Consider the following 25,295-nt stretch of genomic DNA (forward strand, 5'->3'; position numbering starts at 1 on the left):
TTCCAACTCTTCAAGGCCGACTAGTTGGCCACGCGCTATAATGGAATAACTCTCTAATTTTGCGTTTACTCTCACCGACCATCGACTCCGCATGAATCGCACTACGTCTTCCGACTCCCCTGCTCCGGCGATCAACAACCTTGCTGCACTTCAGGAAAGCGGATGGAAATCGAAATCGGTCAAAACCGAGATCCGTGACAACTTTACGCGTCTGTTAGCATCTGGCGAGCCGCTATACCCTGGCATTGTCGGTTACGAAGATACCGTCATCCCCGAAATCAACCTCGCGCTGCTTGCCGGACACGACATGTTATTCCTGGGGGAAAAGGGGCAAGCCAAAAGCCGCCTGATGCGGATGCTAACCCGGTTCCTCGACCCATGGGTTCCTTATCTGGACCATCCGGAAGTTCCCGTCCACGAAGACCCTTTTCATCCAATCACCTCGAAGGGAAAAGCTTGGCTAGCGGAAACTCCCGCCGATCAAGTTCCGATTGCTTGGTGGCACCGCGACGATCGCTACTCGGAACGACTAAGCCCCGGAACAAAGTTTGCCGACATCATCGGAGAAATCGACCCTGGCAAATTAACCGCCGGAGTCAGCATGAGTACGGAGGAAGCGCTCTCCTTTGGCCTGATTCCGCGGATGCATCGAGGCATTTTCGCGATGAACGAATTGCCCGAACTGGATGATTTGGTTCAGGTCGGACTATTTAACATTTTGGAAGAACGCGATGTTCAAATCCGCGGCTATCCGATTCGTTTTGATTTGGATGTGATGATTCTTTTCTCCGCGAACCCGACGACGTACAACCGTTCGGGCAAAGTGATTCCGCAACTGAAGGATCGCATTGGATCGATCATTCAAACCCACTATCCAAGTGAACGAGCCGCCGGAATTGAAATCCTCCAGCAGGAAACCGCGGGCGACTTGGACGGCGACTACCCCGTGCAGGTGCCGTACTTCATGTACGAAATCATCGAAGAGATCACCAATCAGGCTCGCCAGAGTTCGTTCATCGACCAGGCCTCCGGTGTCTCCGCACGTTTCTCGCTGGCCAACTTCCGCACGATGGTCGCAAGCGCCAGGCAGCGTGCCATCGTTCATAACGAGCAACCTGCGGTTCCTCGCATCAGCGACTTAGGGCACCTTTACAGCAGCGCTTTGGGAAAACTGGAACTGGACATGATGGGAAGCCATCAGATGAGCGAGCGTCAAGTTCTCGATTCCGTGATCGCGGCGGCGATCGAAATGGTGTTCAGTCAATACGTCGAACAGCATGGGATCTCCGAAATCGCAGAGATCTTCAGCAAGGGGGTTCGGGTCGAAGTCGGAGACCTACTTCCCTCCTCCGATTACGCAGCGAGATTGAAACGGGTCCCGCCCGTTTGGGAAAAAGCATTTGAAGTCAACGCGTCGAACAGCGAAGCCATCCGTGCCAGCTGCGTCGAATTTGTCCTTGCCGGGCTTCACAGCATGGACCGCATCAGCCGCTCGCAACGACATGGAAAAATCGAGTATGACTTTGAATAAAAAACCGGACGCGGATCGCTCAAAATCACGTCCTGGCGGGATCATCCATGCCTACCAGAAATACGATCCTCAACAATTCCCCAGTCCCTCAGCGCCTCCACCGGACCTAGTATCGCCCGCGTTCGAACACGCGTTGATGTATGGCAACTTTCGGGAACTAAGCGAGGAAGAACTCGCCCGTGCCGTCCGCCTAGATCCCAGCCAAATCGCTGGATTAGGCCCCAGCATCGACATGCTAAAAGCGATGCTGGAGGAACGGAAACGAAAAATACTGGCTCGTTACGAAACGCTAAGTGTTCAAAAGAAGGCCCGCCGCAAGTTTCAAAAAACCGCCCAGAAGCCTCAGCTGCCTAAAAATCTTGCCGCTCGCTACCAACTGGCGATCTCGGCAGAACAACCGTATGAGCTTGAACGTCTGTGGTACCGAATCGGTGACGACAACAGCCCCCTGGCGAAGACGGTCCTCGATGTACTGCAGCGGATGACCGACCATCACCAAATCGATGAACTTGCCAGCAACTACGAATTCACCGGCAAAGAATCGATGTCGATCCCGCAGGCTTTAGAAATCAAAGCCGAATTGGAACAAATCGACGAACTGCTCAAGCAGCTAGAGGAAGCGGCCAAGACCGCCCAGATCGGCTTGATCGATATGGAACAACTGTCCCAGTTCGCACCTCCAAGTGACATGGAACAACTGGAGGAAATGCGACGCCAAGTAGAGAACCTCATTCGCGAACAAGCGGCTCGCCAAGGGCTCCAGCCGAAACCAAATGGAGCCGGTTTTCAATTGACCCCGCAGGCCTACAAGATCTTTCAAGGCCGACTGCTGAAACGGATCTTTAGCGAACTGCAACCATCCCGATCAGGGCGTCACGAAGGGGACGTCGTCGGCGAAGGAGCCGTTGAACTACAGCAAACCAAGCCTTACGAATTCGGCGACAGCGTGGCAAACATCGACATGCCACAAACGATCATCAATGCCCTGCTACGGCATGGCGATGACCGTCCGCTGCGACTTCGCAGCGATGACATCGTCGTCCACAAAACGCGCAACCATCCCAAATGTGCAACCACCGTCATCATGGACATGAGCGGTTCGATGCGCTACGACGGCCAATACATGAACGTCAAACGAATGGCGTTGGCCCTGCAAGGATTGATTCAAAGCGAGTACCCAGGCGACTTCCTGCGGTTCATCGAAATGTACACGTTTGGCAAATTAAGGTCGCCAAGCGAGATTATCGAACTGATGCCAAAACCGGTCACCATCCATGATCCATGGATCCAGCTGATGGCCGACATGAGCAACGATGAAATCAGCGAGCACGAGATCCACCCGCACTTCACCAACATCCAGCACAGCCTGCAATTAGCGCGTCAGGCGATGGTCGGGTGCGACACCCCCAATAAACAGATTGTGTTGATCACCGACGGACTACCAACGGCCCACTTCGAAGGGTCCAATCTGTATTTGCTTTATCCGCCTCACCCTCGCACCGAACAAGCGACGATGCGTGAAGGGATGTTATGCAAACGGGACGGGATCACGATCAATATTTTCTTGATCCCCAGCTGGTCGCAAAGCGAAGAAGATATTCGCTTTGCCTACCGCTTGGCCCAATCGACCTCAGGACGGGTCTTTTTCACTAGCGGAAAAGACCTCGATCGATTTGTTGTTTGGGATTATGTCCAAAACCGGCGGGACATCATCCAGTAAAGCCGACTAAAACTGCATGTTGTATTTAGTCGTCATGTCTCGGCGCACTTGAGCGGTCATCGCATCAAGATCCTTCAACATCGACTGGTAATCGCTATAGCCGACGCTGCGAGCCTTGGCGGTGGTCACCGCTTGGTAATCGCCTGCGGTATTGGGATCATAGTACCCACTGCCACTGTAGCTATAACCACCGTAGCCGTAAGATGCCGTCCCTCCGTAGGAAATGCCACTGGAAAGCCCCTGCTGAGCCTTCACCGCCCCGCCGGCGATCGCGGCCTTCTGCATCGTCAACGCATTGCCGCGCAACATGTTGGCAACGTTGGCGCCGTAATCGACCATTGCGGGATCGACGTTTAAGGTTCCCATTTCGTCGATTCGCCGTGCGTGCTGTTCGTTCCACTTCGCACGGGCGCCCATCGACTGGGCTTTGTGCCTGCGAACCGCTTCGACCTGCACATTCACATCATCGAAGTAGGCTTTTGACTGATACCCATTTGGACCTCCACTTGGGTTTGCCGCATCCACTTCTTTCTTAGCCAACTGAGCGACGCTTTCAGCTTGATCACGCAAGCTGAAGACCCCCAGCAGTCCGGCTAGCGAAGATTCACTAAGAGGTCCTTGGAAGGTCAACTTGTTGTCGTCGGCTTTCACTTTCCAGGAGAGCACTTCGGGGGCGGCCGTTCCGTTGCGATCCAAGATTTCCTTCAGCAAACCGTTAGCGATTGGCAACAAGCTGGAAGGAGACTTGGTGAATTCAACGGTAAAGATGCACTCTCCCAAACTCCGGCGACCAACAATCACGCTAACCCCACGAGCGGAAGCCAAGATGCTGGCGACCGATTCTGGCTTGTTCTTTTTTAGCGATTCGAAACCCTCTAGTTTTTTCGCCAGTGGATGAGGCGACATCAGGTCTTCGATATCCAGAGCGACCATCAGCGACAAAAACTCTTCCGACTGTTGGCTTTGCTCAAGTAGGTATTCCGACCGCCGTGCAGCGACGCCTGGTTCCAACCATTCCGACAGCATCGCGCGGTCGGCAGGACGCAGCACCCCAAGGCGATTCTCTTTTCCTGGCACCAAATACATTTGCCGCGGCGACCAAACCACTTCGGTTCCGGCAACCGTATCGACATACCCACCCAAAGAATCGGCCAATTTCTTTGCCTCGATGGGATTCCCCAGGGTTGCGTAACCCGCTTCCCATTTTGGCCGCAAGGAGCCTGGATCCATATTGGCGATCAACCAGATATCTTCGATGTTTCCAGTGAGCCTGGATGGCATTTTTGCGTTCTTCATCAACGTATCAAGTGCCGGCAGGTTCAGATAACCAACCGCGTTGGCACGTGAGGGCGAACGACGAAGCAAGCCGTCCAGCTTGGCTTCCTGAGCCTGTACCTCAAGGCCGTAACCGCTACTCACGAGAATCAAACCGAGGCAGATCAGCCTCCGCACGGAAACCATAGCCAACATAAAACACCTCAGCGAAGTCGAAAAACACGTTAACACGCGAGAAAAGAGCGAAGGTGTTAGCCTAATATCCCCCGATTCCCCACACAAGCATTTTACGTAAAGAAGGGGTAGCATCACTCTTTAGAAGGCCTTTTACCGTTCTGGCTAGACGTTTAGAATGCCAAACCATTGTTAGTTGACAACTCGGCACTCCCCACTTGGTTTGATCGCCCTCCGGCGATTGTTCCGAGGCTTTCACGTATTGGTCCTATGACGTCCTCCCTTGCTGCGACGCCACTTTTACCCTGGCACCGGTCCGCAGGCGCCACACTGGCCCCGTTTGCTGGCTACGAGATGCCGATTCAGTACGGCTCGATCGTTGAAGAACACCAAGCCTGCCGAAACGCCGCCACGCTCTTTGACGTTTCCCACATGGGACGCCTCCGCTTCGACGGAACCGATGCTGCAGCGTTGTTGGACCATTTGCTGACCCGCCGCGTCAGCGATCTAAAGGAGGGCCAGATCCGCTACTCCCTGATGTGTAACGAAGAGGGAGGCATCCTGGACGACGTCCTGGTATCGAACCTAACCACCCCTTCGGGCCTGAATTACCACCTGCTGGTCGTGAACGCTTCGAACCGCGAGAAGATTGTTAAGTGGATCACGCCCCACTTGGCGGATTTCCCCTCCGTGACGATGACCGACCGCACCGACTTGACCGCGATGATCGCGATCCAAGGGCCTCGTGCGATGGAGATCTGCGGAAATTTATTCAAATCCGACCCCAGTCGCTTGAAGTATTACCGCGGCACCATCACCGAACAATTTTCGAAACCGGCGATCGTGACCCGCACCGGATACACGGGCGAAGATGGGATTGAAATCATCGTCCGCGCCGAAGAAGCGATGCGGATTTGGGAAAACCTGATCCTCGCAGGCCGTAAACATGGGCTGATCGCCGCAGGCCTGGGTGCCCGAGACACCCTGCGACTGGAAGCGGGCATGCCCCTTTACGGCCATGAACTGAACGAACAAATCGACCCTCTGACTGCAGGCCTAAAATTTGCCTGCAACCTGGAAGGACGCTCCTTCATCGGTGACGAAGCCTTGCGGACGATCGCCCAGCAAGGCCCCACCCGAACCCGTGTCGGCTTATTGCCTGAAGGACGGCGTCCGGTCCGCGAGGGCTGTGACATCCTGTCCAACGAAGGGGCCGTGATCGGCTCCGTCACCAGCGGTGCACCTTCACCAACGCTTGGCAAACCCATCGCGATGGGCTACGTCGACAACGCTTTTGCGGCGGTTGATTCATCCTTACAAATCGACAACCGCGGCCGCACGCAAGCGGCAACCATCACTTCATTACCTTTCTATAAACGTGAGCGTTAGTATGAACCCGGAACAATTGCTCTATGCAGAAACCCATGAATGGGTCCATATCGACGACCAGGGCGACCAGAAAATTGCCACCCTGGGAATCTCGGCTTTTGCGATCGAACAACTGAATGACTTGGTCTACATGGACCTGCCCGCCGTTGGCACCGCCCTGGATGCGGGCCAAGAATTTGGCGAAGTCGAATCGGTCAAAGCGGTCAGCCCCCTCTACACCCCGATCGCCGGCGAAGTCCTGGAAGTCAATTCCGACTTGCCTGACAACCTGGAATGGCTGAACGAAGAACCGTACGGCAAAGGCTGGGTGATCAAACTGAAAGTCACCGATGATTCCGGCCTAGCAAACTTGCTGGACCATGCCGCTTACGAAAAACAGTGTGCTGAATCGGGCTGATCCGCTCCCTCAGCGACCGCCCGCCCTCAAGCAAGGCACCGAATAACTTCGTTGCCAACGACGGGGACATGCCTCTGTTTATTCATTACGGGATGGCCCCCGCGGTTATCGCTGCCACCGATTTTTCGGTTCCTGTAAAGGAGCCGTGGAAATAACGGAGCCGTGGAAACCGCAATCGGAACAGATGGGATAAAGCGTTAGCCACGGCTTAAAAGCGTTAGCCACGGCTTAGTGGAGCTGAATCCGGGACTACCCCCGAAACGGCTGATTAAACCAGCGGGCTGCTCGCACCATTCCGCTTGATTGCTAACTTATTTGTGCTTGATCCCTAGCCTTCACTTCTTTCCAAACGCCGCTTCAAGACTGCTCATGTATTTGTTTCATACCGACGAAGATCGACAGGCGATGCTGAAATCGATCGGCGCCGAATCGGTCGACGAACTGATCCATTCTCAAGTCCCCGAAAATGCTCGGTTCGAGGGAACGCTTCAGCTCCCTCCGGCACTGTCCGAAATGGAAATGCAGCGAGAAGTCGAACGAGCGGCGGCCCAAAACGCCTCCGCCGCTTCGCACGTCTGCTTCATGGGAGGCGGTGCCTACGACCATTTCGTCCCCGCCACGGTCGATGCGATCGCTTCCCGAGGCGAATTTTTTACGTCGTACACCCCGTATCAAGCAGAAGTCAGCCAGGGAAACCTGCAAGCGATGTTTGAATACGAAACCCTGGTCACGCAACTGACAGGATTAGATGTCTCCAACGCCAGCCTATACGACGGCGGCTCGGCTGCGGTCGAAGCGGTGATGATGGCACTATCGGTGGTCAAAGGACGCAACAAAGTGGTTACCTCCGCTGCGGTGCATCCCGAATACCGGCAGATTTTGGAAACCTACCTGCGTGGTTTGCAATGTGAACTGGTCGTCGCCCCCTACGACGCTTCGGGTACCTCCAGCGGAATCGCCGATTACATCGACGACAAAACCGCCTGCGTTCTGATCCAACACCCAAACTTCTTTGGGCGACTGGAAGAGGTCCAGCAGATCGCGGATGCGACTCATGCAGCCGGCGCATTGCTGGTTCAATCGTTCGACCCGATCAGTGTCGGCCGCCTAAAACGCCCAGGCGACATGGGAGCCGATATCGCGGTTGCGGAAGGCCAAGGCCTGGGCAACCCACTAAACTTTGGCGGACCCTATCTTGGAATCATGGCCTGCCGAAACGAATTGGTTCGCCGCCTGCCAGGACGGATCGCCGGACAAACGGTCGACCGCCGCGGTAACCGTTGCTGGGTCCTGACCCTGCAAACTCGCGAACAACATATCCGCCGCGAGCGAGCCACCAGCAACATCTGCAGCAACCAAACATTGTTGGCCCTGCGAGCGACAATCTACCTCTCGCTACTTGGGCCAGAAGGCCTGAAGGAAACCGCTGAGCACTGCCTGCAAAAAACGCAGTACATGCAAAAGCAAGTGGCTTCCCTGGAACGCTTTTCAGTTCCCTTCGCGGGCCCTGTCTTTAAAGAATTTGTCGTCAAAGATCACGATGGTTCGGTCGCAAACCTGATCGAATCGATGCGTGGTGATGGATACCTAGCGGGCGTCCCACTGGGCCAGTGGTACCCCGAACTATCCGACTGCTACCTTATCGCGGTTACCGAACGTCGCACACGTGACGAAATCGATTCGTACTGCCGATCCCTATCACAGCTAACCTCTGAAGGAGTGATCGCCGGTGCGTAACACTCAATCAACTCAACTGCTTTTCGAACTTTCCCATCCTGGTCGCCGTGCAGCCCTGCTGCCCAAACTGGATCCAGAAATCGCAGCGGCAAGCGAACCGTTGCCAGCACACCAGACAAACGATGCACCGCCTCCACTGCCAGAATTGGCCGAAGGGGACGTGGTTCGCCACTTCACGAACCTATCGACGCTGAACATGAGCGTCGATACGCACTTCTATCCGCTGGGCAGTTGTACGATGAAGTACAACCCCAAACGAAACGAGCGACTGGCAAGCCTGCCTGGGCTGGCGGACGTGCATCCACTGCAACCGGCTGAAACAATCCAGGGAATGCTGGCGATCCTGTATGAACTTCAGCACATGTTGGCTGAAATCAGTGGGCTTCCGGGCGTTTCGCTCCAGCCCGCTGCCGGCGCGCACGGGGAACTGGCCGCGATGATGGTCGCCCAAGCCTACTTTGCGAAAAAAGGGGAAAACCGCCCGATCGTGCTGACCGCGGACTCGGCGCATGGAACCAACCCCGCCAGCGCTGCGATGGCAGGATTCCAAACCAAGACCGTCAAAAGCAATGCGGATGGCTTGGTCGATTTCGAAGATTTGAAATCAAAATTGAACGATCAGGTCGCCGTGTTCATGTTGACCAACCCCAACACACTGGGATTGTTTGACCACCAGATTCGCGAAATCACCGACGCCGTGCATGCGGCGGGCGGCCTGGTTTACGCCGACGGGGCAAACATGAATGCGATCCTGGGAATCTCACGCCCCGGCGATTTTGGTGCGGACATGATGCACTACAACCCGCACAAAACCTTTAGCGGGCCTCATGGCGGCGGAGGCCCCGGAGCGGGCCCGATCTGCGTTCGCGATTTCCTCGAACCTTACCTCCCCTCCCCCACGATCCGCTACGACGCCGAACAGGACATGTACCTGCTGGACGACGACCGACCGGATTCGATTGGTCGTATCCGAAGCTTCTTTGGCAACACGGGCGTCCTGCTGCGGGCTTACTTCTACATCCGCAGCTACGGCGGTGAAGGATTACGACAAGTCAGCGAAGACGCCGTACTGGGCGCCAACTACTTGCTAAGCAAAGTCAAACACATCCTGCACGTCCCTCACGGCGATCGCTGCATGCATGAATTTGTGGCATCGGCATCCAAGCTGAAAAAGGAAAAAGGGATTTCAGCGATGGACCTTGCCAAACGGATCTTGGATTTTGGGTTCCACGCACCAACGGTTTACTTCCCGCTGGTTGTCGACGAAGCGGTCATGGTCGAACCGACGGAAACCGAAAGCAAAGAAACCCTCGATGCATTTGCAGCCGCCCTGTTCCGCGTTACCGAGGAATCGGGAGACCTGATCCACGACGCTCCACACAGCACGCGGGTCAGCCGCCCCAATGACGTTGCGGCTGCACGCAATCCAATCATGCGATGGACCAAGGACAAGTGAGCGACAGCCAGCCTGCCAATAACCCGGCCTCCTCCAGCGATGCCAGCACTGGCGGTGCCTCCGCGGATCAATCGCCGCGGTTGATCATCGACGGTCCGTCCAGCGCCGCCTGGAACATGGCGTTGGACCAAGCGATCCTCGATTCGGTGTCCGCAGGCGGAGGCCCGGTGCTGCGGTTTTACGAATGGGATGTGCCAACGCTTAGCCTCGGTTATTTCCAATCGCTCGCCGATCGGTCGGGGCATGCCGCCAGCCATTCGATACCGGTTGTCCGGCGTTCAACCGGAGGCGGAGCGATCGTGCATCACCATGAATTGACGTACAGCCTCACGCTTCCGATCACCGACCGAGCCGCAACATCGGTTCAGAGAATCTATGATCGGGTGCATTCGGCAATCCGCAAAACGATGCTGGAATTTGGCGTGGCACTGGAACGGGCCGGGCAGCGTCCCGCCCCCCCCACACCTCCATTCCTCTGCTTTCAGCGTCGCGCCGAAGAAGACCTTCTTTGTGCGGGCTATAAGGTCGGCGGAAGTGCGCAGCGAAGGACCGCCCGAGCGGTACTGCAGCATGGCAGCATCTTGCTAAATGTCAGTCAATTTGCTCCGGAATTGCCGGGCATAACCGACCTATCTGGCCGACATATGAAAAGGAGCGAAATTTACGAAGCACTCTGCAAACACCTGCCCCCTCAACAAGGGCCCCCTACAGAGTGGATTAAGTCAAGTCCTTTTGAAATGGAGTTGAAACAGGCCGATAATTGGGTGGAGAAACGCTTTACCGAGCCCGGATGGCTGAAGCGGCGACCGTAAAACGTTATCATCTCTACCTTCCACTACGTGGAAAATCGGACAGTATTCTTAAATTCAAACGGCTTGAATCGTTAAATCGAGGCAGAACAATCCAGTTCGAAAGTTGCATTGACCACAGTCGGTGTACAATGGAAGATGCATTTCGAGGGCAACGAAGTTTCTTGTTATTCGACCACGAGCTCATCCGCTGCTATGCGAGAAGGTGCAAGAGGTAATCCATGCGAGTCAAGTTGAAAGTAGCGTCTGGGAGCCACAGCGGCAAAGAGATCGTTATTGGTCAGAAGAAATTCCTGATCGGACGAAGCGAGAAGTGTCAGCTGCGCCCCAAAAGCGAATCGGTCAGCCGAAAACACTGCATCCTAGTGATTCGTGAAAATCGCCTGCTTGTCCAGGATTTGAAGAGTCGCAACGGCACATTCATCAACGACAAACCGCTTCCTACAGACCGCGCCAAATCGCTCAAGGATGGAGACATCCTGCGAGTCGGCAAGCTGGTTTTTGAAGTTTCTATCGACCATTCACTTGGTGGCGATAAAAAACCTCAGGTGAAAGACCTAAAAGACGCTGCCTCACGGACCGTTGCAGCCCGTGGTGACAGCCAATTCGAAGATGGTGACATCAGCAGTTGGTTGGACGAAGCGGAAGAAATCGACCGCATTCGCGCGGCCGGCGATCCCGACACACGGCAGATGAAACTGGAAGACCTCCAGAAGTCGGAAGATAGCGCCGAACTGTCGGTCGATGAAACGATCCCCGAAAAAGGGGCTGACAAAACGCAGACGGACGGCGAGAAAAAACCGGCTCGCCCCCCCAAAGGACCCCCGAAGAAACTTCCCAAAGGGGCCATCACCAACACGACAAACGACTCACGCGAAGCAGCGGGCGACGCCCTTAAACGCTTTTTCTCCAGACGTTAGGCGGTGCATGCGATATCCTCGCTGCTTGCTATCGACTCTTCTACTCACCGCATTTTCGGCGGTGATCGCGGTTGCGGAATATAACGTTCCGCTTGCCAATGGTCTGATGGTCCGCGGATCGGTTGTTGAAATCGCTTCGCTGAACGAAAACGCCTTTTCCAAAGGGAGCGGCACGCAACCGACAGCCCGCCCGATCTGGATGATCGACGATGGACTCCGCCGCGTCTTCGTCCACCAACAAGGGATGGTCGCCGTCAAGGGCGACGGCGTGGTTCCCGAAGTTCCCGATCTGCAGATCCGCTTAGAAATCCCCCAAAACGTCTCCTCTAGCGGACGCTTCCTCGGGTCGATCGGAGCGGTGCACGGCGTTTCCGATTTCAGCGATCTGGGACGTCGAAAAATCATGATTCCCGGGCCCTCCGGAGGCTCCATCCCAATCTGGCAAGGGATGACCGAAGTCACCGCTCGCTACATCAAATTGCAATCCCTGCACGCCAGCCATAACTATATCTGGGAAATGCGGATCGCGACGTCCTCGGTCCCTCAAGCTCAACTGCGGCGAATCTTACACAACCGCATGCAGCCGCTAACCTACGAAATTCGACTGGATCTGATCCGGCTGTTTATCGAAGCGGAAATGTTCGAAGCCGCTCGGCAAGAACTACTGACGACGATCGCCGAATTCCCCGACAAACCGAACCTGAAAAAGCAATTGACGTCGCTGGTCGATCGTCAAGCCAAACAGTTGCTGCTGGAAGCCCAGCAGCGACGCCGCGCCGGGCAATACGAACTATCGGCGCGGATGCTGAGCGAATTCCAAACCGATCAAATTGCCGCCGTCACCAAACTGGAATTCTCTGACGAATTAGTCGACCTGCAAAAGGAACTGCAGAAGGGGCCCGACCTTGTTGCTCAGCTAGAAACACAGATCGCAAACCTCCCCAACGAACAGGGAGCGGCCTTTCAAGGACTGCTGACCGAACTGAAAGAGGACATTTCTCCTGACACGATCAGCCGCTTAAGCGATTACATTCGGCTGGGTAACGACGAAAAAATCCCGCTTGAAAACCGTGTTGCATTGGCCGTTGGCGGTTGGATTTTGGGGTCGGGTTCGGGCCTGCAAAACCTTGCCCTCGGCCGGTCTTTGATTCAGGTACGCGACGGCGTCGCAGCCTACCTCCGCAGCGAAGACCCAGGACAACGGCAGGCTATCCTCGATGCGCTCCGAAAACTGGAAGGGGCAACCGTTGAAAACATCGCCAAAATTTTGCCTCTGATTCGTCCACAGCGTCCTCTACCTGAACATCCAGAAGATTGGGTTGCCAGCCCCGAAACGCCCCCGGGAATGTACCGGATTTCGATTCCCGGGCCCGATGAATTAGCAACCGAATACATTGTGCAGTTGCCTGAAGAGTACAACCCGCTGCGGGCATACCCTGCTGTCGTCAGCCTGTGTGCACCGACCGGAATCCCTCGAGCCCAAATTGAATGGTGGTCCGGGTCTTACAATGAATCCTTGAAAATGAGGCTTGGGCAAGCTTCACGCCAAGGCTACGTGGTTATCGCACCGCTATGGACTCGGCCGGGCCAGCGGGTCTACGAATACACCGAGCGTGAACACCACCGCGTCATGACCTGTTTAAGAGACGCGATGCGGCGAGTTTCCATCGATGCCGATCGCGTGTTCCTTTCGGGACACGGCGACGGAGGGACCGCTGCTTGGGACATCGGGATCGCCCATCCAGATGTGTGGGCAGGAGTCATCCCGATCAGTGCCGACCCCTCCAAATACATCATCCACTACGAAGACAACGCAACCGATCTACCGATCTACATGGTCTTCGGGGAAATGGCCGGCTCCCAGGCGCCGCTTGTCCGGTTTGGATACATCCTGGACGACTACATGACCTCCAAGCACAAAGCGATGGTGGTGATGATGCGAGGCCGCGGGCCGGAAGATTTCTACGAAGAAATCCACCATATTTTCGACTGGATGGCCCTGGGGGCCAACCGCCGTGGGCCGCCCCCCAAAGAGATCGACGTCGTCACCATGCGGGGCGAGGATCGCTTTTTCTGGTGGCTGGAAATGCCTCAAATTGACCCCCGCAATGATTTGAATCCATTCCTTTGGGACTATGTCAAAAAGCGGTTAAAAGGAATCGTTCGAGCCAGCGTGGCAGAAAACAACACGATCCGAATCACCCAAGGTCCAGCCGATCAGTTCGTGATCTGGATGAATCCCGACATGGGAATCAACCTGAACGAGCAAGTCACCATCCGCTACCTATCGCGATTAACACGCTTTGATTTCGACGGAGACATCAAAACCATCTTGGAAGACGTACGGACTCGAGCCGACCGGCAACGTCCCTACTGGGCCTTTGTCACCGCACCCTAACGGTTTGCAGCGGGGGGTGTCCCAATGCCATCTACTCTGGCATCTACGGATGGTATTCCTAGCGGATCAGCGCAAGCCGATCCGGCAAATTCATTCTGTTTTCTAGGCGATTGCCGGACGGCTCGCGGCTTGTTCAATAAATCGAAAGCAGCGAAAGATTGCAGCCTTTTGCTCCGCGCAAGTAACTTGAAGGGAGCGTTCTTTCAGAGAGCGAAAGGCGACAATCACTAAATCAACAAGCCGTTCCGCTAAGAAAGCGGATGGCTTTGGGCGTTGCCCGGCCTGATGAAAATGAGGCCGCGGCGGATTGCCGTACAAGCAGCCAAACCCAAAACCCAAAACCTTAAGACTCTTTCTCCGCCAAGTAGTCTCGCAGTGATTTCAGCATTGCTGCGAACACCATTTCGTTCTTTTCAAAGTCGCGGCTCTCACTTTGCATTTGAATCAGCAATAAATCGCCCCCCTCTGGAATCAACACCGTTCGGCTGATGATCAGCAAATCGAGGTAATAAAATTCCATATCTCGAGCCAGTTCTTCGTCGTCAGCCTCTACCCCTTCAGGGCGGCTGATCTCGACTTCGTCGTACTCCTCACGCATCGCGGCTTCGACTTGATCCATCAACGTCAAAGCGGAAACCTGGCCCGGATAGCGATTGAAAGCAAAGAAGGTCCCGTCAGGTGCCTCGATCGTGACCCCAACCGACTCCTCAGTGGCCGTCCGCTCTGCTAATTCCCAGTTGTCGGGGTAGAGAAAACGGACTCCAAAATCTTCAAACGTCGCTGGCATGGAAAGCGGTCAATTCGTGCTAAAAGTGTGTGATAGCAAAGATATTCTTCGTCAATATCGTAACAAATGAGAAGCGGATCGGCTTGCCCCTGGTCGATCCAATTTGATAGGACTGCTAAATAGTTTTTTTCCGCGCCCACGTCCTCGTCTAATAATCTGTTTCTGTAACTCGATGCCACTGCAGCCCGCTTCCCCCCTCCTGAGATGCTTCCGCGCGGCTTTCGCCTGCCGTTCGCTGGGATGTGGGCTATTGCTGGCAGCGATCGTGATCAGCAGCCTGGGCTGCCGCACGATTCGGGCCCGAGGCGAAAGCCGGCATTCGATTGCCGCCCGCCGACTCTCTCGACAAGGGCTGGAAGCGATGCATCGCGGGCGCTGGGAATATGCCGAAGAGCTATTCGCCGAAGCCTTAGCGATGAACAAATCCGACGACCGGGCCCATTGGGGCATGGGGGAATCGCTGTGGCATCGCGGCGATCGAACAGCCGCTCTGGAAGAAATGGAGACCGCGGTCCGCCTGAGCGGTTCCCATCCTGAATTGGTCGTTCGACTTGGCCGCATGCATTTTGAAAATGGTGACTGGGAAGCCGCGGAGAAATACGCCAACGAAGCCCTACTGGTCGGCCGAGACCTACCTGGCACCTGGGCGCTGCGTGGTGACTGCCTGCAACGCACGGGCGACCATGAAGGCGCGTTGGCCGCCTACCATCGCGCCCTGGCCCTACAACCCGAATATCCCGAAGTCCAGTTACAAGCGGCAGAACTGTACCGACAGCAAGGCCGTTACGACCGCCTGCTTGCAACACTCGAACGCATCCGAGATTGCACCGGCGATGCAGGCTGCTCGCCTCGTGTGCATCTTCTTCGCGGCGTCGCCCTAAGCCAACTGGGACGCCCGGGCGAAGCCTCTAACTGCTACAAGCTTGCAGCTCAAATGCAACCGCACGATGCTAACATTCAGCTGCAAATCGCAACGCTTGCACTTGAGATGGACGAATTCGATACCGCTCGCTTAGCAACCCGGCGAATCCTTGAAATCGATCCACAGTCCTCGATCGGCAACGAACTGAATCAACAGATCGATCAGCGGGTTCAAATTGCCCGCAAAGAAGAGCCAGGGAGCAGGACCTGGGAGTAAATGATCGACGTTTCGATAAAACCGATTGAATCGAAAATTTTCATTTGCCCACCCTCTATACGTAAGCTAGGGTTCCCTTGTGATCATGCCGACACAGAGCTCTCTTCCTGTTACTCCGTGTGGAATCTCCTATGCCTACGACACCGAATACGCCCTCCGCGCAAGCAGCCCTTGCCCTGTCAGCTCAAACGACTGATGCGGCTTCCCCCGAACGTTTTAGTGAGCGTCGCCAAACGGCAGAAACACCGCTGCGTGACCGACGTCAGTTTGCGAGCTCCCATTCGGATCTATCCGAAGACGCACGCGAACTAGCAATGGCAATCGATGGCTACAAAGCACGCCATCGCCGCCGTTACATCACTTTCGAAGAGATGCTAAACATCATTCGCCAACTGGGCTACGACCGTAAATAGCCTCCCGCCGATCTCGTCGGCATACTCGCAAGTAATGGTCGGTAATTAAAGGTCGGCTGCGTAGCAAGGGCGAAAGCCCGTAGTACGGCACTTAGCTATCGCTCATTAACGAATACCCATTTGTCTTTATTTTGAAGGCAAATGGGTATTTCTATTTCTCCACAACCAACAACCTCCGGTGCACCCCTGCGTCACACCTTTACTCTCCCTCGAGACGCAAAGGTGATAAGTGACCGTTCCTGAGCGGTTTGTTTTGCGGTTTATTTTTGTGCGGCAATGCATCCAAAAACCCCAACCCACTGCGTAAGCGAGGGACCGGGAACGTGGTTTGTAATCCCTCGCTTACGCAGTGGGTTGGGATTCCGACAGTCTAAGGGTCTGAAGAGTCGACCTCATTAAATGCGGAGCAGAAGCAAATGCTCCGCAACCTTCCGCAGCAAGTGACCTACGGTCGGTTGCCTGCCATCAGCGGCAGCAACAATTGCCGGCGAGTCACGACACTGCGAGTTTTGCCATCGGGATCGATCAAGACCGCCACGTCCGATCCAGCGTCCATCAAGCGAAGCAGTACCGACAGCAACTTGTCTTTTGAATTGGCTTTGACCACCGGAAGGATCGGCAGTCCCCCATCGGATTCACACAGCAAATCCGCATACAACAAAAAGCCAACAACCTCTTTGTTTCGCTGCACCAACACAATCGGATGCCCTTGGCGCCGAGCGGCAGCCTGAGCAACATCGCGACCACTATCTTCCTCAGTACTGGCCAAACGATCCATCGGCACACCGAAACGAACCGCGGGCTGGTTTCCAATTTCGAAAACATTCTGAGCCAACACGCGCTGGCTGCCTGCCAAAATCCCCGCTTCATGACCTTCGCGAAGAACCTGTTCCAGTTCACGACGTGCCATCCCCAAACGGACCCGAAACGGGGTTTCCCCGGTAATCAACTGGAGGGCATTTGCCAACAAACCCAACAGCAACGACACGGGTAAAAACAAGGCGGTAAAAAACAACAACACCGGGCGAACATAAGTCAGCAAGCGGTACGGTGCGTTATAGAAAAGGTACTTGGGCAACAATTCGCCCAACACAAAAATCACCGGAGTGACCAACATGGTCCCCAGCAACTCCGCAGCAGCGCCACCGCTGAACAACGCTTGCATCGCCAACACGATCGACAAACTGGTCACGTAATTTGCCAGATTGTTGCCGACCAAAGCGGTCGCCACAAAAATCGCGGAATGGTTCAACAACCAGACAACCCCGCGTGCTGGCCAACTACCGGTCAACCCATCCAGCACAACGCGAATTCGGGAAACCCGGTACATCCCGGTTTCACTGCCACTGAAGAAGGCACTCAGGCCCAGGCCGACGGAAAATAGCAACAACGCCACAATCATTGATCGGGCTCCATCGAACTCGAGTGCCGCAGTTCGATGGTTAACGAACCATCATCATGTTCTTCAAGCACTTCGACTTGGTAACTTTCCCAGGTACATACATCGCCGGCTCGCGGAACACGTTCGTTTAAACGCTGCATTAATCCGGCGACCGTCACGTTGCGACCTTCGGGTCGTGTCAGTTCCAGTTGCTTGGCCAACCACCGAGCACTAGTCCCGCCGCTCACCTGCAGCACACCTGGTCCGATCTGCTTCAACTGCCGGGAAGACCCACCGGTACGATGACGTGCATGGCCGCTTAGCAACTGCTGCATCACGTCATCCATCGTTAGCACGCCAATGGTCTCGCCATATTCGTTGACAACCGCCGCCACGAAACGATCATGCTGCAACAGCAAATCGAGCGCATAAGAAACGGTCGCGGACCAAGGGACGTACAAAACCGGTTCGACCGAATCTGCCAGGTTATCGATCTGACTGGGGCGTAAACGGCGGACGGAGACCGCGGCAACGACCTCCTCGCCCCCCGGTTCTGCAAACAGCAAAGTACCGTCGCCAAATATCGGCTCTTTAAGAATGGCAGGATCGGCCGGCAGGTTATAGATACGCAGTTGGCTTCGGGGGCGCATCCATTCGCCAACACGCGTATCCGATATGCCGATCAACTGCTGCATCATCCCTCGTTCTCGAGCCGCCAAGGCTGCATCGCCGGTCCCCAAATCAACCGCTCGCTCGATATCGGACAGCTCCAAATCGGCTTCCGGCTGAAACCCGGGCCATACCAAACGTCTGGCGAACAGGTTTGCCATCGAAATGATTGGCAGCAAGGGGGAAATCACTTTGACCGAAAGCGATAGTGGCGGGCCGATGAAGTAGGCCAACCTCAAAGGGGAAACGACGGCCAAACTTTTGGGCAACATTTCACTACAAAAAATGATCGTCAAAAGGCTGGCGATCGTAAACACAATCGCCGACGCACGTCCGCCTCCTTCGGCCTGTTCTAAACGCCCACCGACAATTGACGCGATTCCGAAATAGAGCATATTGATCAGCAAATTCCAAAACAAAATCGCTGACAGCAGCCTTTCCGGATCATCCAGCAATGCATTGGCAGCCCGCCCCGCCACACCGCCTCGGCACAAAGCCCGCCGCTCGCGTGCACGCAGTGAAAACATCGCCGCTTCACTGCCGCTGAAGAACGCACTCAAGACAATTAAGATGGCCATCGGAACAAGCCAAGGGAGCACCAATCGCCACTCGCTCACTCGCCCCCCTCCCCTCCGCGATGGGACTCTAGCGAGACATCAAACTCACTGAGTGCAGGGACCAACATCGCAGCGGTCGCGAATACGTAGCCACAGACCACCGGCAGGAAAACGAACAACTGATCACGCTGCAGCAGGAACTGGGTGATCGCATAAAAAGTGATTAGCGGGAGTGCGAAGGAAGCCGAGAAAATCGCCGACGACGGATTCCGCCATCCAAGTGCCGCGTAAAGGCCAGCGCCCCCTCCCAAGATCATCGCCAGGAACGGTGGCAGCTGTAATTCAAATGCCCCTCGGAAACTAACCATGATGACCATGCAAATCGCGACCCCGATACAAAGAAAGAAGATCGTTCCTAAACTGACCAAAGTCGCGGTTCGGCCCGCAGGGTAATTCAACCCGCAATGGACGCCGACCGTCGCGACAAACAGGTACAGGGCGATCGCCCCCAAAACCGCATAGACCGTGTTCTCCCAGCTCATCACCCCGGCGCCCCCCAGGGCGATCAGTATGGCCATCGGGATCAGAACCATTTCTTTTGCCACATAAAGCACCCCAAATATTTTCCCGAAAACAAATTCGGCTGGGCGTAGATCCGTGACCATCAACAGGTCCAGCGCCAGCACATCACGCTCGGTCGTCACGCTGTTAACGGCCAACGCATTGACCAACAACAGGCTGATCACCCCCAAAGCCGCAACGGGCAATGTCGCCGCTGGAAGCGCTCGGCCCGCGACTCCCGTTCGCTCGTAGGCTTGGCCGTTTTCGATCGCCCCATAAAGAACGGCAGCGACCACCAAACAGATCACCAAATAAGCCAAACGAATGATCAAGACTTTCCGGCCATAGGCCCAAGTCCGAATTTCTCGCCAGAGGACGGGGTTGGACCAAACTTCGCGAGGTGCCCTCGCTTTCCAGGAGGCTACCGGCGCGGTTGTCCCATCCGCGGCGGCCAAGTCATGGGACCCCTCGGCCTCCTGCGGCTTGATCCGGACTTCTCTGGATGGATTCCAAACCCGAACCCGCGCGACTCCGATCGCCAACACGATGCCGGAAACCATCAGCATGAACAGCGAATAACCCACCGCAGAGGAAACAGGGGCGGTGCTAAAGGGGGAGAGTGGTGAAACGGCTGCTAACAACGCCTGGATCGGGCTTGTGTAAGCACCAAATCGCCAATTCCCACCGGTCACGATTCCGCTTGCCAACAGTTCCCAAGCGACGACCCACAACACCAAAACAAGAACCGTAAAGGCGATCGCCTGAAACGTTTTCTCTCGCCACAGACCGACGACGGTCCCGACAGCCCCAGCAAACAGTGCCGTCGTAAGCGTAACCGCGTAGAGATTGGCGACCTGCCCCGCGGAGACACCACCGAACAACGGCAGCACCAAAAATAGCGGCAGGCATGCGGCTAACATCGATCCGACGACAATCATGCTGGCCGCCAACTTGCCAACAACAACTTCGGTCCCGGTCAAACGCGTCAACAACATCAGAATCAGCGTTCGACGATCCTTCTCCTGAGCCACACTACTGGCGGCGCCGACGGCCGCCTGAAAAGTGACGATGATCATCTGCAGAGGGGCCAGCAGCAGGAACATCGACCCACCGAACCGAGACAAATCCCCCGCCGTTCGTAGGGGGCGCATTCCCGAAAGGACTAAATACCCTGTGCACAGCAGCAAAAACATCGCCAACAGATAGAGGGCACGCGCGACGTAAAGCCGCGGACGTTTTGGAGCCACTGCCGCTTCGCGATTGAAAACCGGTCCGAGCATGGTTGAAAAATCGAATCAACAGAGAAAGAAAAGGGACAGGGCATCGATAATATCGCCAAGCCAGAACAATAATGCCCTCATTCTAGCCTCCAGCCTGTCAAATGTCAGAAGTGGCACAACCCCACCACTTGGTTTCTCTCAATTCTATTTAGCGACAAGAATCAATAGTTCCCCTCTATTAGCGACGAAGCACAACCTAGATTTGATCAAACCCTAAAATTGGCACCTCAACCTCGATTCCTGAGACCGCTCGTCATGAACTTGAGCAAATTGTTCGCTTCCAGCTACCGCTTCCTTCAAGATGAAGATGGCCCCACCGCCGTTGAATATGCGGTCGTGCTGGCGCTGATCTTGCTGGCAGTTATGGGGTCGATCTTGGTCCTTGCCAACAACACCAAAGACAGCTTCGACGCGTCGGGTGACGCGATCGGTGGGGCTTTCGGCAGCTAGGATCATGCACGACAAGTCATCCACTCCGCTGCGAATTCGGCTCCTTGTCGATCCTGATGTCCAAGGCGCAATCCTGATCCGTGCCGCTTGGTATGGATCCGCGGGCATCCTCTACATGTCTTGCGTGCTCTACTTTTCCATGGCGATGGGAAATCCAGACAAATCAATGAGCGAGCACCTGCTCGATTTCGCTGTGGATGCGATTTACTGGCTGCCTGGATTATTGCTCCTCGCGCCAATCATCGCTCATGACATTTTGCGAATGTCCAATCGTTTCGCAGGGCCGATTTATCGACTTCGCATTAGCATGGAAAAACTGGCAGCCGGCGAAGAGAGTGATCCCATTCATTTCCGCGACGGCGACAACTGGTTGGCGCTAGCCGAACACTACAACCAACTGCGGGAAGAATTGATGGAACGACGTGCCAACGACGCCAAAACACCTGCAAGACCTGCTCCCCCGCCAAGGTTCGCCGAATCGGCCGACTTCTAATTCAGCAGCGACTGCACCACATCGTCTCTACGAACGATGAGATGCGCGAGCCTCGGGTTTTATAAACGAGGAAAGTCTGGCTCCCCTCGCCCTCAAAACAAGCTCGCCTAAAACAGGTTTGATACTGGATCAACGGTTCGCCAGCTAATGCAATTAAGGTCGATTCAAAGGCTTGTTTTTGGGGAGAGGGGTTGGGGGAGAGGGGCCGACAGCGTTGGGCAAGGCGTAGCATAATCGCTTGAAATCCGAGGCTTTCACCGCGTCTTGGCTGCAAAATCGCCGCCTGGAAATCTCCCCCTCTCCCCCAGCCCCTCTCCCCCAAGCAAGCTCCACGAAATCAAACCAAGAGGCAGAGATCACGCAATGAGCTAGCAGAGATTTCTTCCGCAACAAAGAGCTCGCTTAGGGGCGAGGGGAGCCAGACTTTCTTCATTTATAAATCGCATATCCCGAGAAGCTTGCCTACGGACGACAAATCCCAAACCACAGCAGCCCTTCTCTACCACTCCTTCTGCTTCCCTTCGGCAACGATATCCTTCACTTCGTCCTGGCTGATATCGAACAGTGCCGACAACTTCTGAATTTCACTGGCCATGATCCCGCTCATCATCTTGTCCAGCTGATCACGGGTAAAACCCTTTGGCAGTGGAACGCGATTGGTTGTTAACCCCTCGGCCGTTTTATACATCGCGTACAGCCGCTTGCGTTCCGATTCTCCCAAAGACCCGGCCGCTGCAGGCGTCTCTTCCACAACTTCTGCTTCCACGACCGGTGCGGCTGCCTGTATCGCTCCGCCCTGTGGATCGGTTGCAGCCGTTTCGTTTTCTTCCCCCCCCATCCATATCAGCAGCACAACGACAAACATCACACACATCAGCCCCCCGCCGACAAACAGGCCTCCCAACAGAATCCACAACCCACGTTTTGATGAACCGGAACCTTCCGGTTTGGCTGGAACAGCCGGCGCCGTTTTTCCAAACGTCCCCTGCGGAGAAAACGAAGGGGGTGCAGCGGGCGATTGCCCAAAGGGTGCAGATGCCGCTGGCAGCTGGGTAACCGGAACTGCGGCAGCCCGCGGCTTGCCAGTCGGTACTTTCGCCGCAGGTGCTTTTGGAGCGGCGGCCGACCGGCCCGCGGAAGCGGCGGACTTTTTTTGCGGAGGCAACTGAAGGACCGCCTGACAACCGGGGCAGCGCACCTTGGCGGCCCCCGCTGGAACGCGGATCCGCTTTTCACAACGAGGGCACTTGAGCTGGCGGTCCGACATTCCAACGTTCCTTATTCAGCAGAATTCTATTCGCGTGAAGGCAACGGCATTTTCAAAACACGATGATGGAAACTATCGGCGATGTATAAAGTCCCCGCAACCACTTTAACTCCGTGCGGACGACTTAGCACATAAGGAGCGGTATCAACCGTCGACACGGTTGCCGTTTGTGGATCATAGATTCGAATCAAATTGTTTTCGTCATCGGCGATAACGACTCGGCCATCTTCAATGACCTGCAAATGTTTTGGCCCCTTAAACTGTGCTTCCAACGCGGGACCATCACGGTGCCCACCTTTTCCTGTTCCAGCAACCGTCGTGACGCGACCGTCTTTGACGTGACGCAAGGCGTGTCCCGAGCGTTCCACTAGATACCAACTACCATCCGGTGCAAAGGCTGCGGCCCGAGGATCCACAAAGGGCTGCTCGGTAGCCAACTGGCCATCCTGCGGAACGCCTCGCTTGCCATTGCCCGCAACCGTCTTCACGGCACCCGATGCGAGATCGATCTGGCGAATGCGACGGTTATTGATATCCGCAACCAACATTTGCTGACCATCCGCGTCGAACGAAACACAGATCGGTCGTTCAAAACGAGCCGTCTGAATCGTCCCCTGCTCGCCATCAAAACCCAGCTTTCCATTTCCGGCAAAGCTTGAAACCATTTTTGTCTTTGGATCATACAGGCGAATCGCATGGTTTAGATGATCGGACAGATAGACCAATCCATCTGGACCGATGGCGACATTGTGCAGTTTATTGAAACGAGCATCTTTCCCCGTTCCGTTGGCGTACCCCAGTTCCTCATTCCCTGCCAAAACGGTCACCCCTTCGCTGGCGGACCATTTCATCAACCGCCCGCCGTTGTATTCAGGAATAATCATCGCCCCAGACGCGTCAAACTCGACAGCAAACGGCGTATTCAATTCCCCTGGCTCGGCTTTTCCCGGATTGGGATCTGTCAAACCGACGACGACTTCGACATCGCTGCCTTGCAGAACCGAGGAAAAGGAAACGGCAAGGATGCCAGCAACTAGAAAACGACCATGCATGTTGAGCATCAAGAAACTCCGCAAAATTCAAAGCAACCGAGTGAGAGGGAAAATTATCGATTCCCATAATAACTGTAAAACCGGCTGGTGACCCAATTTTATAGACGGCCCGTTTAACGTTTCGTACAATGGCCCTACCCGCCAAAGAGATCGTGCAGCTTTTGAGTCGTTTGTTTGTAGCCGTTTCCGTGACTCTCTCTTTAAGAGGCTGTGAATTTATTTCAGTGAGCAACAAGGCTTTAGCCGCTCACAAACGAAATGCTCGACCCAATAAATTCCAAACCTCTGAGAGTCGGCACTCCTTGCACAAAGAGAGTGGCATCCAGCCACTCGACCTCCATTTATCTAGGATTCTCTGATGTCTATCCGTCCTACCCGCCGCCAGTTTCTAGAAACCTCTTCCGCCATCGCGGTCGCTTCGGCGGTCCCCAAGGTCGCTCTGGGTAAAGAAACAAAGCCGACCGCGGAATCGCTAACAAAGGTCCTGTACGAATCCTTCAGCCCCAAGCAACGCGAAACCGTCTGCTTCGACTGGGATCATCAAGACCCAAAACGCGGTCTGCTGCGGACGTTTGTCGCCAACAACTGGCAAATCACCAAACCGGAAGTCGTGGGAGATTTCTACACCGATGACCAACGCCAAATCATCCGTGACATTTTCGAAGCGATCATCAATCCGGAATGGCACGAGCGATACGACAAACAACTGACCGATGATGCGGGCGGATTCGGGAACGAGCAGTCGCTGGCGATCTTTGGAAATCCCAACGCTGATAAATTTGAAATGGTCCTGACAGGCCGTCACATGACGCTTCGCTGCGACGGAAATTCGGCCGACCATGTCGCCTTCGGCGGACCGATTTTCTACGGGCACGACACGGGCGGATTCAACGAAGGAAAAGACCACCTGGACAACGTCTTTTGGCCACAAGCGATTGCTGCGAACGGCCTGTACAAAATGCTGGACGGCAAGCAACGCAAACTAGCCTTGCTGCCTCAAACACCACGTGAACAGCAAGCAGGATTTCGCGGCCCCGCCGCAGACCTGCCAGGGATTCCAACCAGTGAACTCGCCGGCGACCAAAAAGAACACCTGCAAAAGGTGCTTAAAATGTTGGTCGAAATGTACCGCGAAAGCGATCAGCAAGAAGCGATGCAGTGCTTAACGGCACAAGGAGGCCTGGATGCCTGCCACCTATCCTTCTACAGCGACAAAGACATCGGCAATGACCAAGTCTGGGACAACTGGCGACTGGAAGGGCCTTCGTTCGTCTGGCATTTCCGCGGTGCACCACACGTCCACGTGTGGGTTCACCTAGCCGATTCGCCGGAAGTCAAACTAAACGCTTAACGGCTGGGCGATGGAATCGAAAAGCGGAGAAAGATTGTCGCCCGGCATTTAATGAGGCTGCCTCTCCGGGCTCGCAGGCTGTCGAAATCC

21 protein-coding genes are annotated in these 25,295 nt (G+C 55.2%); 14 read left to right on the forward strand and 7 right to left on the reverse strand.

Translation table 11 applies throughout. From position 1 onward, the window contains the following. Positions 1-91 precede the first annotated feature (91 nt). Together FF011L_RS23790 and FF011L_RS23795 are read left to right on the forward strand one after the other, a co-directional pair. The gene (locus tag FF011L_RS23790) at positions 92-1,531 is read left to right on the forward strand and encodes a magnesium chelatase (RefSeq protein ID WP_145354438.1); all 1,440 of its coding nucleotides are present in this window, start codon (positions 92-94) and stop codon (positions 1,529-1,531) included. Next, positions 1,518-3,251: a vWA domain-containing protein gene (locus FF011L_RS23795; protein WP_145354439.1), complete on the forward strand. Its 1,734-nt coding sequence runs from the start codon at positions 1,518-1,520 to the stop codon at positions 3,249-3,251. Before FF011L_RS23790 ends, FF011L_RS23795 begins: the two co-directional genes overlap by 14 nt. Positions 3,252-3,257: 6 nt before the next feature. On the opposite strand, the gene FF011L_RS23800 is transcribed toward FF011L_RS23795, so the two are convergent. Next, complete coding sequence (locus FF011L_RS23800) at positions 3,258-4,721, reverse strand: hypothetical protein (RefSeq protein ID WP_145354440.1); 1,464 nt, start codon at positions 4,719-4,721, stop codon at positions 3,258-3,260. Between the two features lie 249 nt (positions 4,722-4,970). Here FF011L_RS23800 and gcvT point away from each other — a divergent pair, with 249 nt between their 5' ends. The 7 genes from gcvT to FF011L_RS23835 all read left to right on the forward strand — a co-directional run bounded on the left by gcvT (position 4,971) and on the right by FF011L_RS23835 (position 13,806). Further along, entirely contained in the window at positions 4,971-6,089 is a 1,119-nt protein-coding gene (gene gcvT, locus FF011L_RS23805; RefSeq protein WP_145354441.1) for a glycine cleavage system aminomethyltransferase GcvT, read from the forward strand. 1 nt (position 6,090) lies between these two features. Then, the gene (gene gcvH / locus FF011L_RS23810; RefSeq protein ID WP_145354442.1) at positions 6,091-6,486 is read left to right on the forward strand and encodes a glycine cleavage system protein GcvH; all 396 of its coding nucleotides are present in this window, start codon (positions 6,091-6,093) and stop codon (positions 6,484-6,486) included. A gap of 369 nt (positions 6,487-6,855) precedes the next feature. Then, positions 6,856-8,223, forward strand: coding sequence for an aminomethyl-transferring glycine dehydrogenase subunit GcvPA (gene gcvPA / locus FF011L_RS23815; protein ID WP_145354443.1), 1,368 nt, complete (start codon positions 6,856-6,858; stop codon positions 8,221-8,223). Next, positions 8,216-9,679, forward strand: a complete 1,464-nt coding sequence (gene gcvPB, locus FF011L_RS23820) for an aminomethyl-transferring glycine dehydrogenase subunit GcvPB (protein WP_145354444.1) — start codon at positions 8,216-8,218, stop codon at positions 9,677-9,679. The genes gcvPA and gcvPB overlap by 8 nt, the downstream gene beginning before the upstream one ends. Then, positions 9,661-10,491 (forward strand): lipoate--protein ligase family protein, encoded by an 831-nt coding sequence (locus FF011L_RS23825; RefSeq protein ID WP_145354445.1) that lies wholly within the window; start codon positions 9,661-9,663, stop codon positions 10,489-10,491. Before gcvPB ends, FF011L_RS23825 begins: the two co-directional genes overlap by 19 nt. A gap of 218 nt (positions 10,492-10,709) precedes the next feature. Then, positions 10,710-11,408, forward strand: coding sequence for an FHA domain-containing protein (locus FF011L_RS23830; RefSeq protein WP_145354446.1), 699 nt, complete (start codon positions 10,710-10,712; stop codon positions 11,406-11,408). A 7-nt stretch (positions 11,409-11,415) separates the two neighbouring features. Further along, positions 11,416-13,806, forward strand: a complete 2,391-nt coding sequence (locus FF011L_RS23835) for an alpha/beta hydrolase (RefSeq protein WP_145354447.1) — start codon at positions 11,416-11,418, stop codon at positions 13,804-13,806. 343 nt (positions 13,807-14,149) lie between these two features. Here FF011L_RS23835 and FF011L_RS23840 read toward each other — a convergent pair whose 3' ends face one another. Further along, positions 14,150-14,593 carry a hypothetical protein gene (locus FF011L_RS23840; protein ID WP_145354448.1) on the reverse strand — a complete coding sequence of 148 codons (444 nt, stop codon included), beginning with the start codon at positions 14,591-14,593 and terminating at the stop codon, positions 14,150-14,152. A gap of 172 nt (positions 14,594-14,765) precedes the next feature. Between FF011L_RS23840 and FF011L_RS23845 the strand changes: the two genes are divergently transcribed. Continuing rightward, positions 14,766-15,731, forward strand: a complete 966-nt coding sequence (locus tag FF011L_RS23845; RefSeq protein ID WP_145354449.1) for a tetratricopeptide repeat protein — start codon at positions 14,766-14,768, stop codon at positions 15,729-15,731. A 131-nt stretch (positions 15,732-15,862) separates the two neighbouring features. Further along, entirely contained in the window at positions 15,863-16,144 is a 282-nt protein-coding gene (locus tag FF011L_RS23850; RefSeq protein WP_145354450.1) for a hypothetical protein, read from the forward strand. A gap of 445 nt (positions 16,145-16,589) precedes the next feature. Here FF011L_RS23850 and FF011L_RS23855 read toward each other — a convergent pair whose 3' ends face one another. The 3 genes from FF011L_RS23855 to FF011L_RS23865 are packed head-to-tail and all read right to left on the reverse strand — an operon-like array spanning position 16,590 to position 20,592. After that, positions 16,590-17,546 carry a CNNM domain-containing protein gene (locus FF011L_RS23855; RefSeq protein WP_145354451.1) on the reverse strand — a complete coding sequence of 319 codons (957 nt, stop codon included), beginning with the start codon at positions 17,544-17,546 and terminating at the stop codon, positions 16,590-16,592. Further along, complete coding sequence (locus tag FF011L_RS23860; protein WP_145354452.1) at positions 17,543-18,772, reverse strand: CNNM domain-containing protein; 1,230 nt, start codon at positions 18,770-18,772, stop codon at positions 17,543-17,545. The genes FF011L_RS23855 and FF011L_RS23860 overlap by 4 nt, the downstream gene beginning before the upstream one ends. Before the next feature lie 35 nt (positions 18,773-18,807). After that, a complete protein-coding gene (locus tag FF011L_RS23865; RefSeq protein WP_145354453.1) occupies positions 18,808-20,592 on the reverse strand; it encodes an ABC transporter permease subunit in 1,785 nt (594 codons plus the stop codon). A 255-nt stretch (positions 20,593-20,847) separates the two neighbouring features. Between FF011L_RS23865 and FF011L_RS23870 the strand changes: the two genes are divergently transcribed. Together FF011L_RS23870 and FF011L_RS23875 are read left to right on the forward strand one after the other, a co-directional pair. Beyond that, a complete protein-coding gene (locus FF011L_RS23870) occupies positions 20,848-21,042 on the forward strand; it encodes a Flp family type IVb pilin (RefSeq protein ID WP_145354454.1) in 195 nt (64 codons plus the stop codon). Positions 21,043-21,046: 4 nt separating this feature from the next. Continuing rightward, a complete protein-coding gene (locus FF011L_RS23875; RefSeq protein WP_145354455.1) occupies positions 21,047-21,535 on the forward strand; it encodes a hypothetical protein in 489 nt (162 codons plus the stop codon). A gap of 499 nt (positions 21,536-22,034) precedes the next feature. Here the strand turns inward: FF011L_RS23875 and FF011L_RS23880 are convergent, their stop codons facing one another. Beyond that, positions 22,035-22,802: a zinc ribbon domain-containing protein gene (locus FF011L_RS23880; RefSeq protein WP_145354456.1), complete on the reverse strand. Its 768-nt coding sequence runs from the start codon at positions 22,800-22,802 to the stop codon at positions 22,035-22,037. Between the two features lie 26 nt (positions 22,803-22,828). Next, a complete protein-coding gene (locus FF011L_RS23885; RefSeq protein WP_145354457.1) occupies positions 22,829-23,863 on the reverse strand; it encodes an NHL repeat-containing protein in 1,035 nt (344 codons plus the stop codon). A 349-nt stretch (positions 23,864-24,212) separates the two neighbouring features. Here FF011L_RS23885 and FF011L_RS23890 point away from each other — a divergent pair, with 349 nt between their 5' ends. Further along, positions 24,213-25,205, forward strand: a complete 993-nt coding sequence (locus tag FF011L_RS23890; RefSeq protein ID WP_145354458.1) for a DUF3500 domain-containing protein — start codon at positions 24,213-24,215, stop codon at positions 25,203-25,205. Positions 25,206-25,295 lie beyond the last annotated feature (90 nt).

Source organism: Roseimaritima multifibrata (assembly GCF_007741495.1).
Taxonomy (GTDB): domain Bacteria; phylum Planctomycetota; class Planctomycetia; order Pirellulales; family Pirellulaceae; genus Roseimaritima; species Roseimaritima multifibrata.

Coding starts and splice junctions, on each gene's coding strand:
- FF011L_RS23830 (WP_145354446.1), top strand. CDS start 10,710: ATGCGAGTCAAGTTGAAAGTAGCGTCTGGGAGCCACAGCGGCAAAGAG.
- gcvT (WP_145354441.1), top strand. CDS start 4,971: ATGACGTCCTCCCTTGCTGCGACGCCACTTTTACCCTGGCACCGGTCC.
- FF011L_RS23825 (WP_145354445.1), top strand. CDS start 9,661: ATGGACCAAGGACAAGTGAGCGACAGCCAGCCTGCCAATAACCCGGCC.
- FF011L_RS23870 (WP_145354454.1), top strand. CDS start 20,848: ATGAACTTGAGCAAATTGTTCGCTTCCAGCTACCGCTTCCTTCAAGAT.
- FF011L_RS23860 (WP_145354452.1), bottom strand. CDS start 18,772: ATGGCCATCTTAATTGTCTTGAGTGCGTTCTTCAGCGGCAGTGAAGCG.
- gcvH (WP_145354442.1), top strand. CDS start 6,091: ATGAACCCGGAACAATTGCTCTATGCAGAAACCCATGAATGGGTCCAT.
- FF011L_RS23890 (WP_145354458.1), top strand. CDS start 24,213: ATGTCTATCCGTCCTACCCGCCGCCAGTTTCTAGAAACCTCTTCCGCC.
- FF011L_RS23795 (WP_145354439.1), top strand. CDS start 1,518: ATGACTTTGAATAAAAAACCGGACGCGGATCGCTCAAAATCACGTCCT.
- FF011L_RS23855 (WP_145354451.1), bottom strand. CDS start 17,546: ATGATTGTGGCGTTGTTGCTATTTTCCGTCGGCCTGGGCCTGAGTGCC.
- FF011L_RS23850 (WP_145354450.1), top strand. CDS start 15,863: ATGCCTACGACACCGAATACGCCCTCCGCGCAAGCAGCCCTTGCCCTG.
- FF011L_RS23880 (WP_145354456.1), bottom strand. CDS start 22,802: ATGTCGGACCGCCAGCTCAAGTGCCCTCGTTGTGAAAAGCGGATCCGC.
- FF011L_RS23885 (WP_145354457.1), bottom strand. CDS start 23,863: ATGCTCAACATGCATGGTCGTTTTCTAGTTGCTGGCATCCTTGCCGTT.
- FF011L_RS23800 (WP_145354440.1), bottom strand. CDS start 4,721: ATGTTGGCTATGGTTTCCGTGCGGAGGCTGATCTGCCTCGGTTTGATT.
- FF011L_RS23790 (WP_145354438.1), top strand. CDS start 92: ATGAATCGCACTACGTCTTCCGACTCCCCTGCTCCGGCGATCAACAAC.
- gcvPA (WP_145354443.1), top strand. CDS start 6,856: ATGTATTTGTTTCATACCGACGAAGATCGACAGGCGATGCTGAAATCG.
- FF011L_RS23835 (WP_145354447.1), top strand. CDS start 11,416: ATGCGATATCCTCGCTGCTTGCTATCGACTCTTCTACTCACCGCATTT.
- FF011L_RS23875 (WP_145354455.1), top strand. CDS start 21,047: ATGCACGACAAGTCATCCACTCCGCTGCGAATTCGGCTCCTTGTCGAT.
- FF011L_RS23840 (WP_145354448.1), bottom strand. CDS start 14,593: ATGCCAGCGACGTTTGAAGATTTTGGAGTCCGTTTTCTCTACCCCGAC.
- FF011L_RS23865 (WP_145354453.1), bottom strand. CDS start 20,592: ATGCTCGGACCGGTTTTCAATCGCGAAGCGGCAGTGGCTCCAAAACGT.
- FF011L_RS23845 (WP_145354449.1), top strand. CDS start 14,766: ATGCCACTGCAGCCCGCTTCCCCCCTCCTGAGATGCTTCCGCGCGGCT.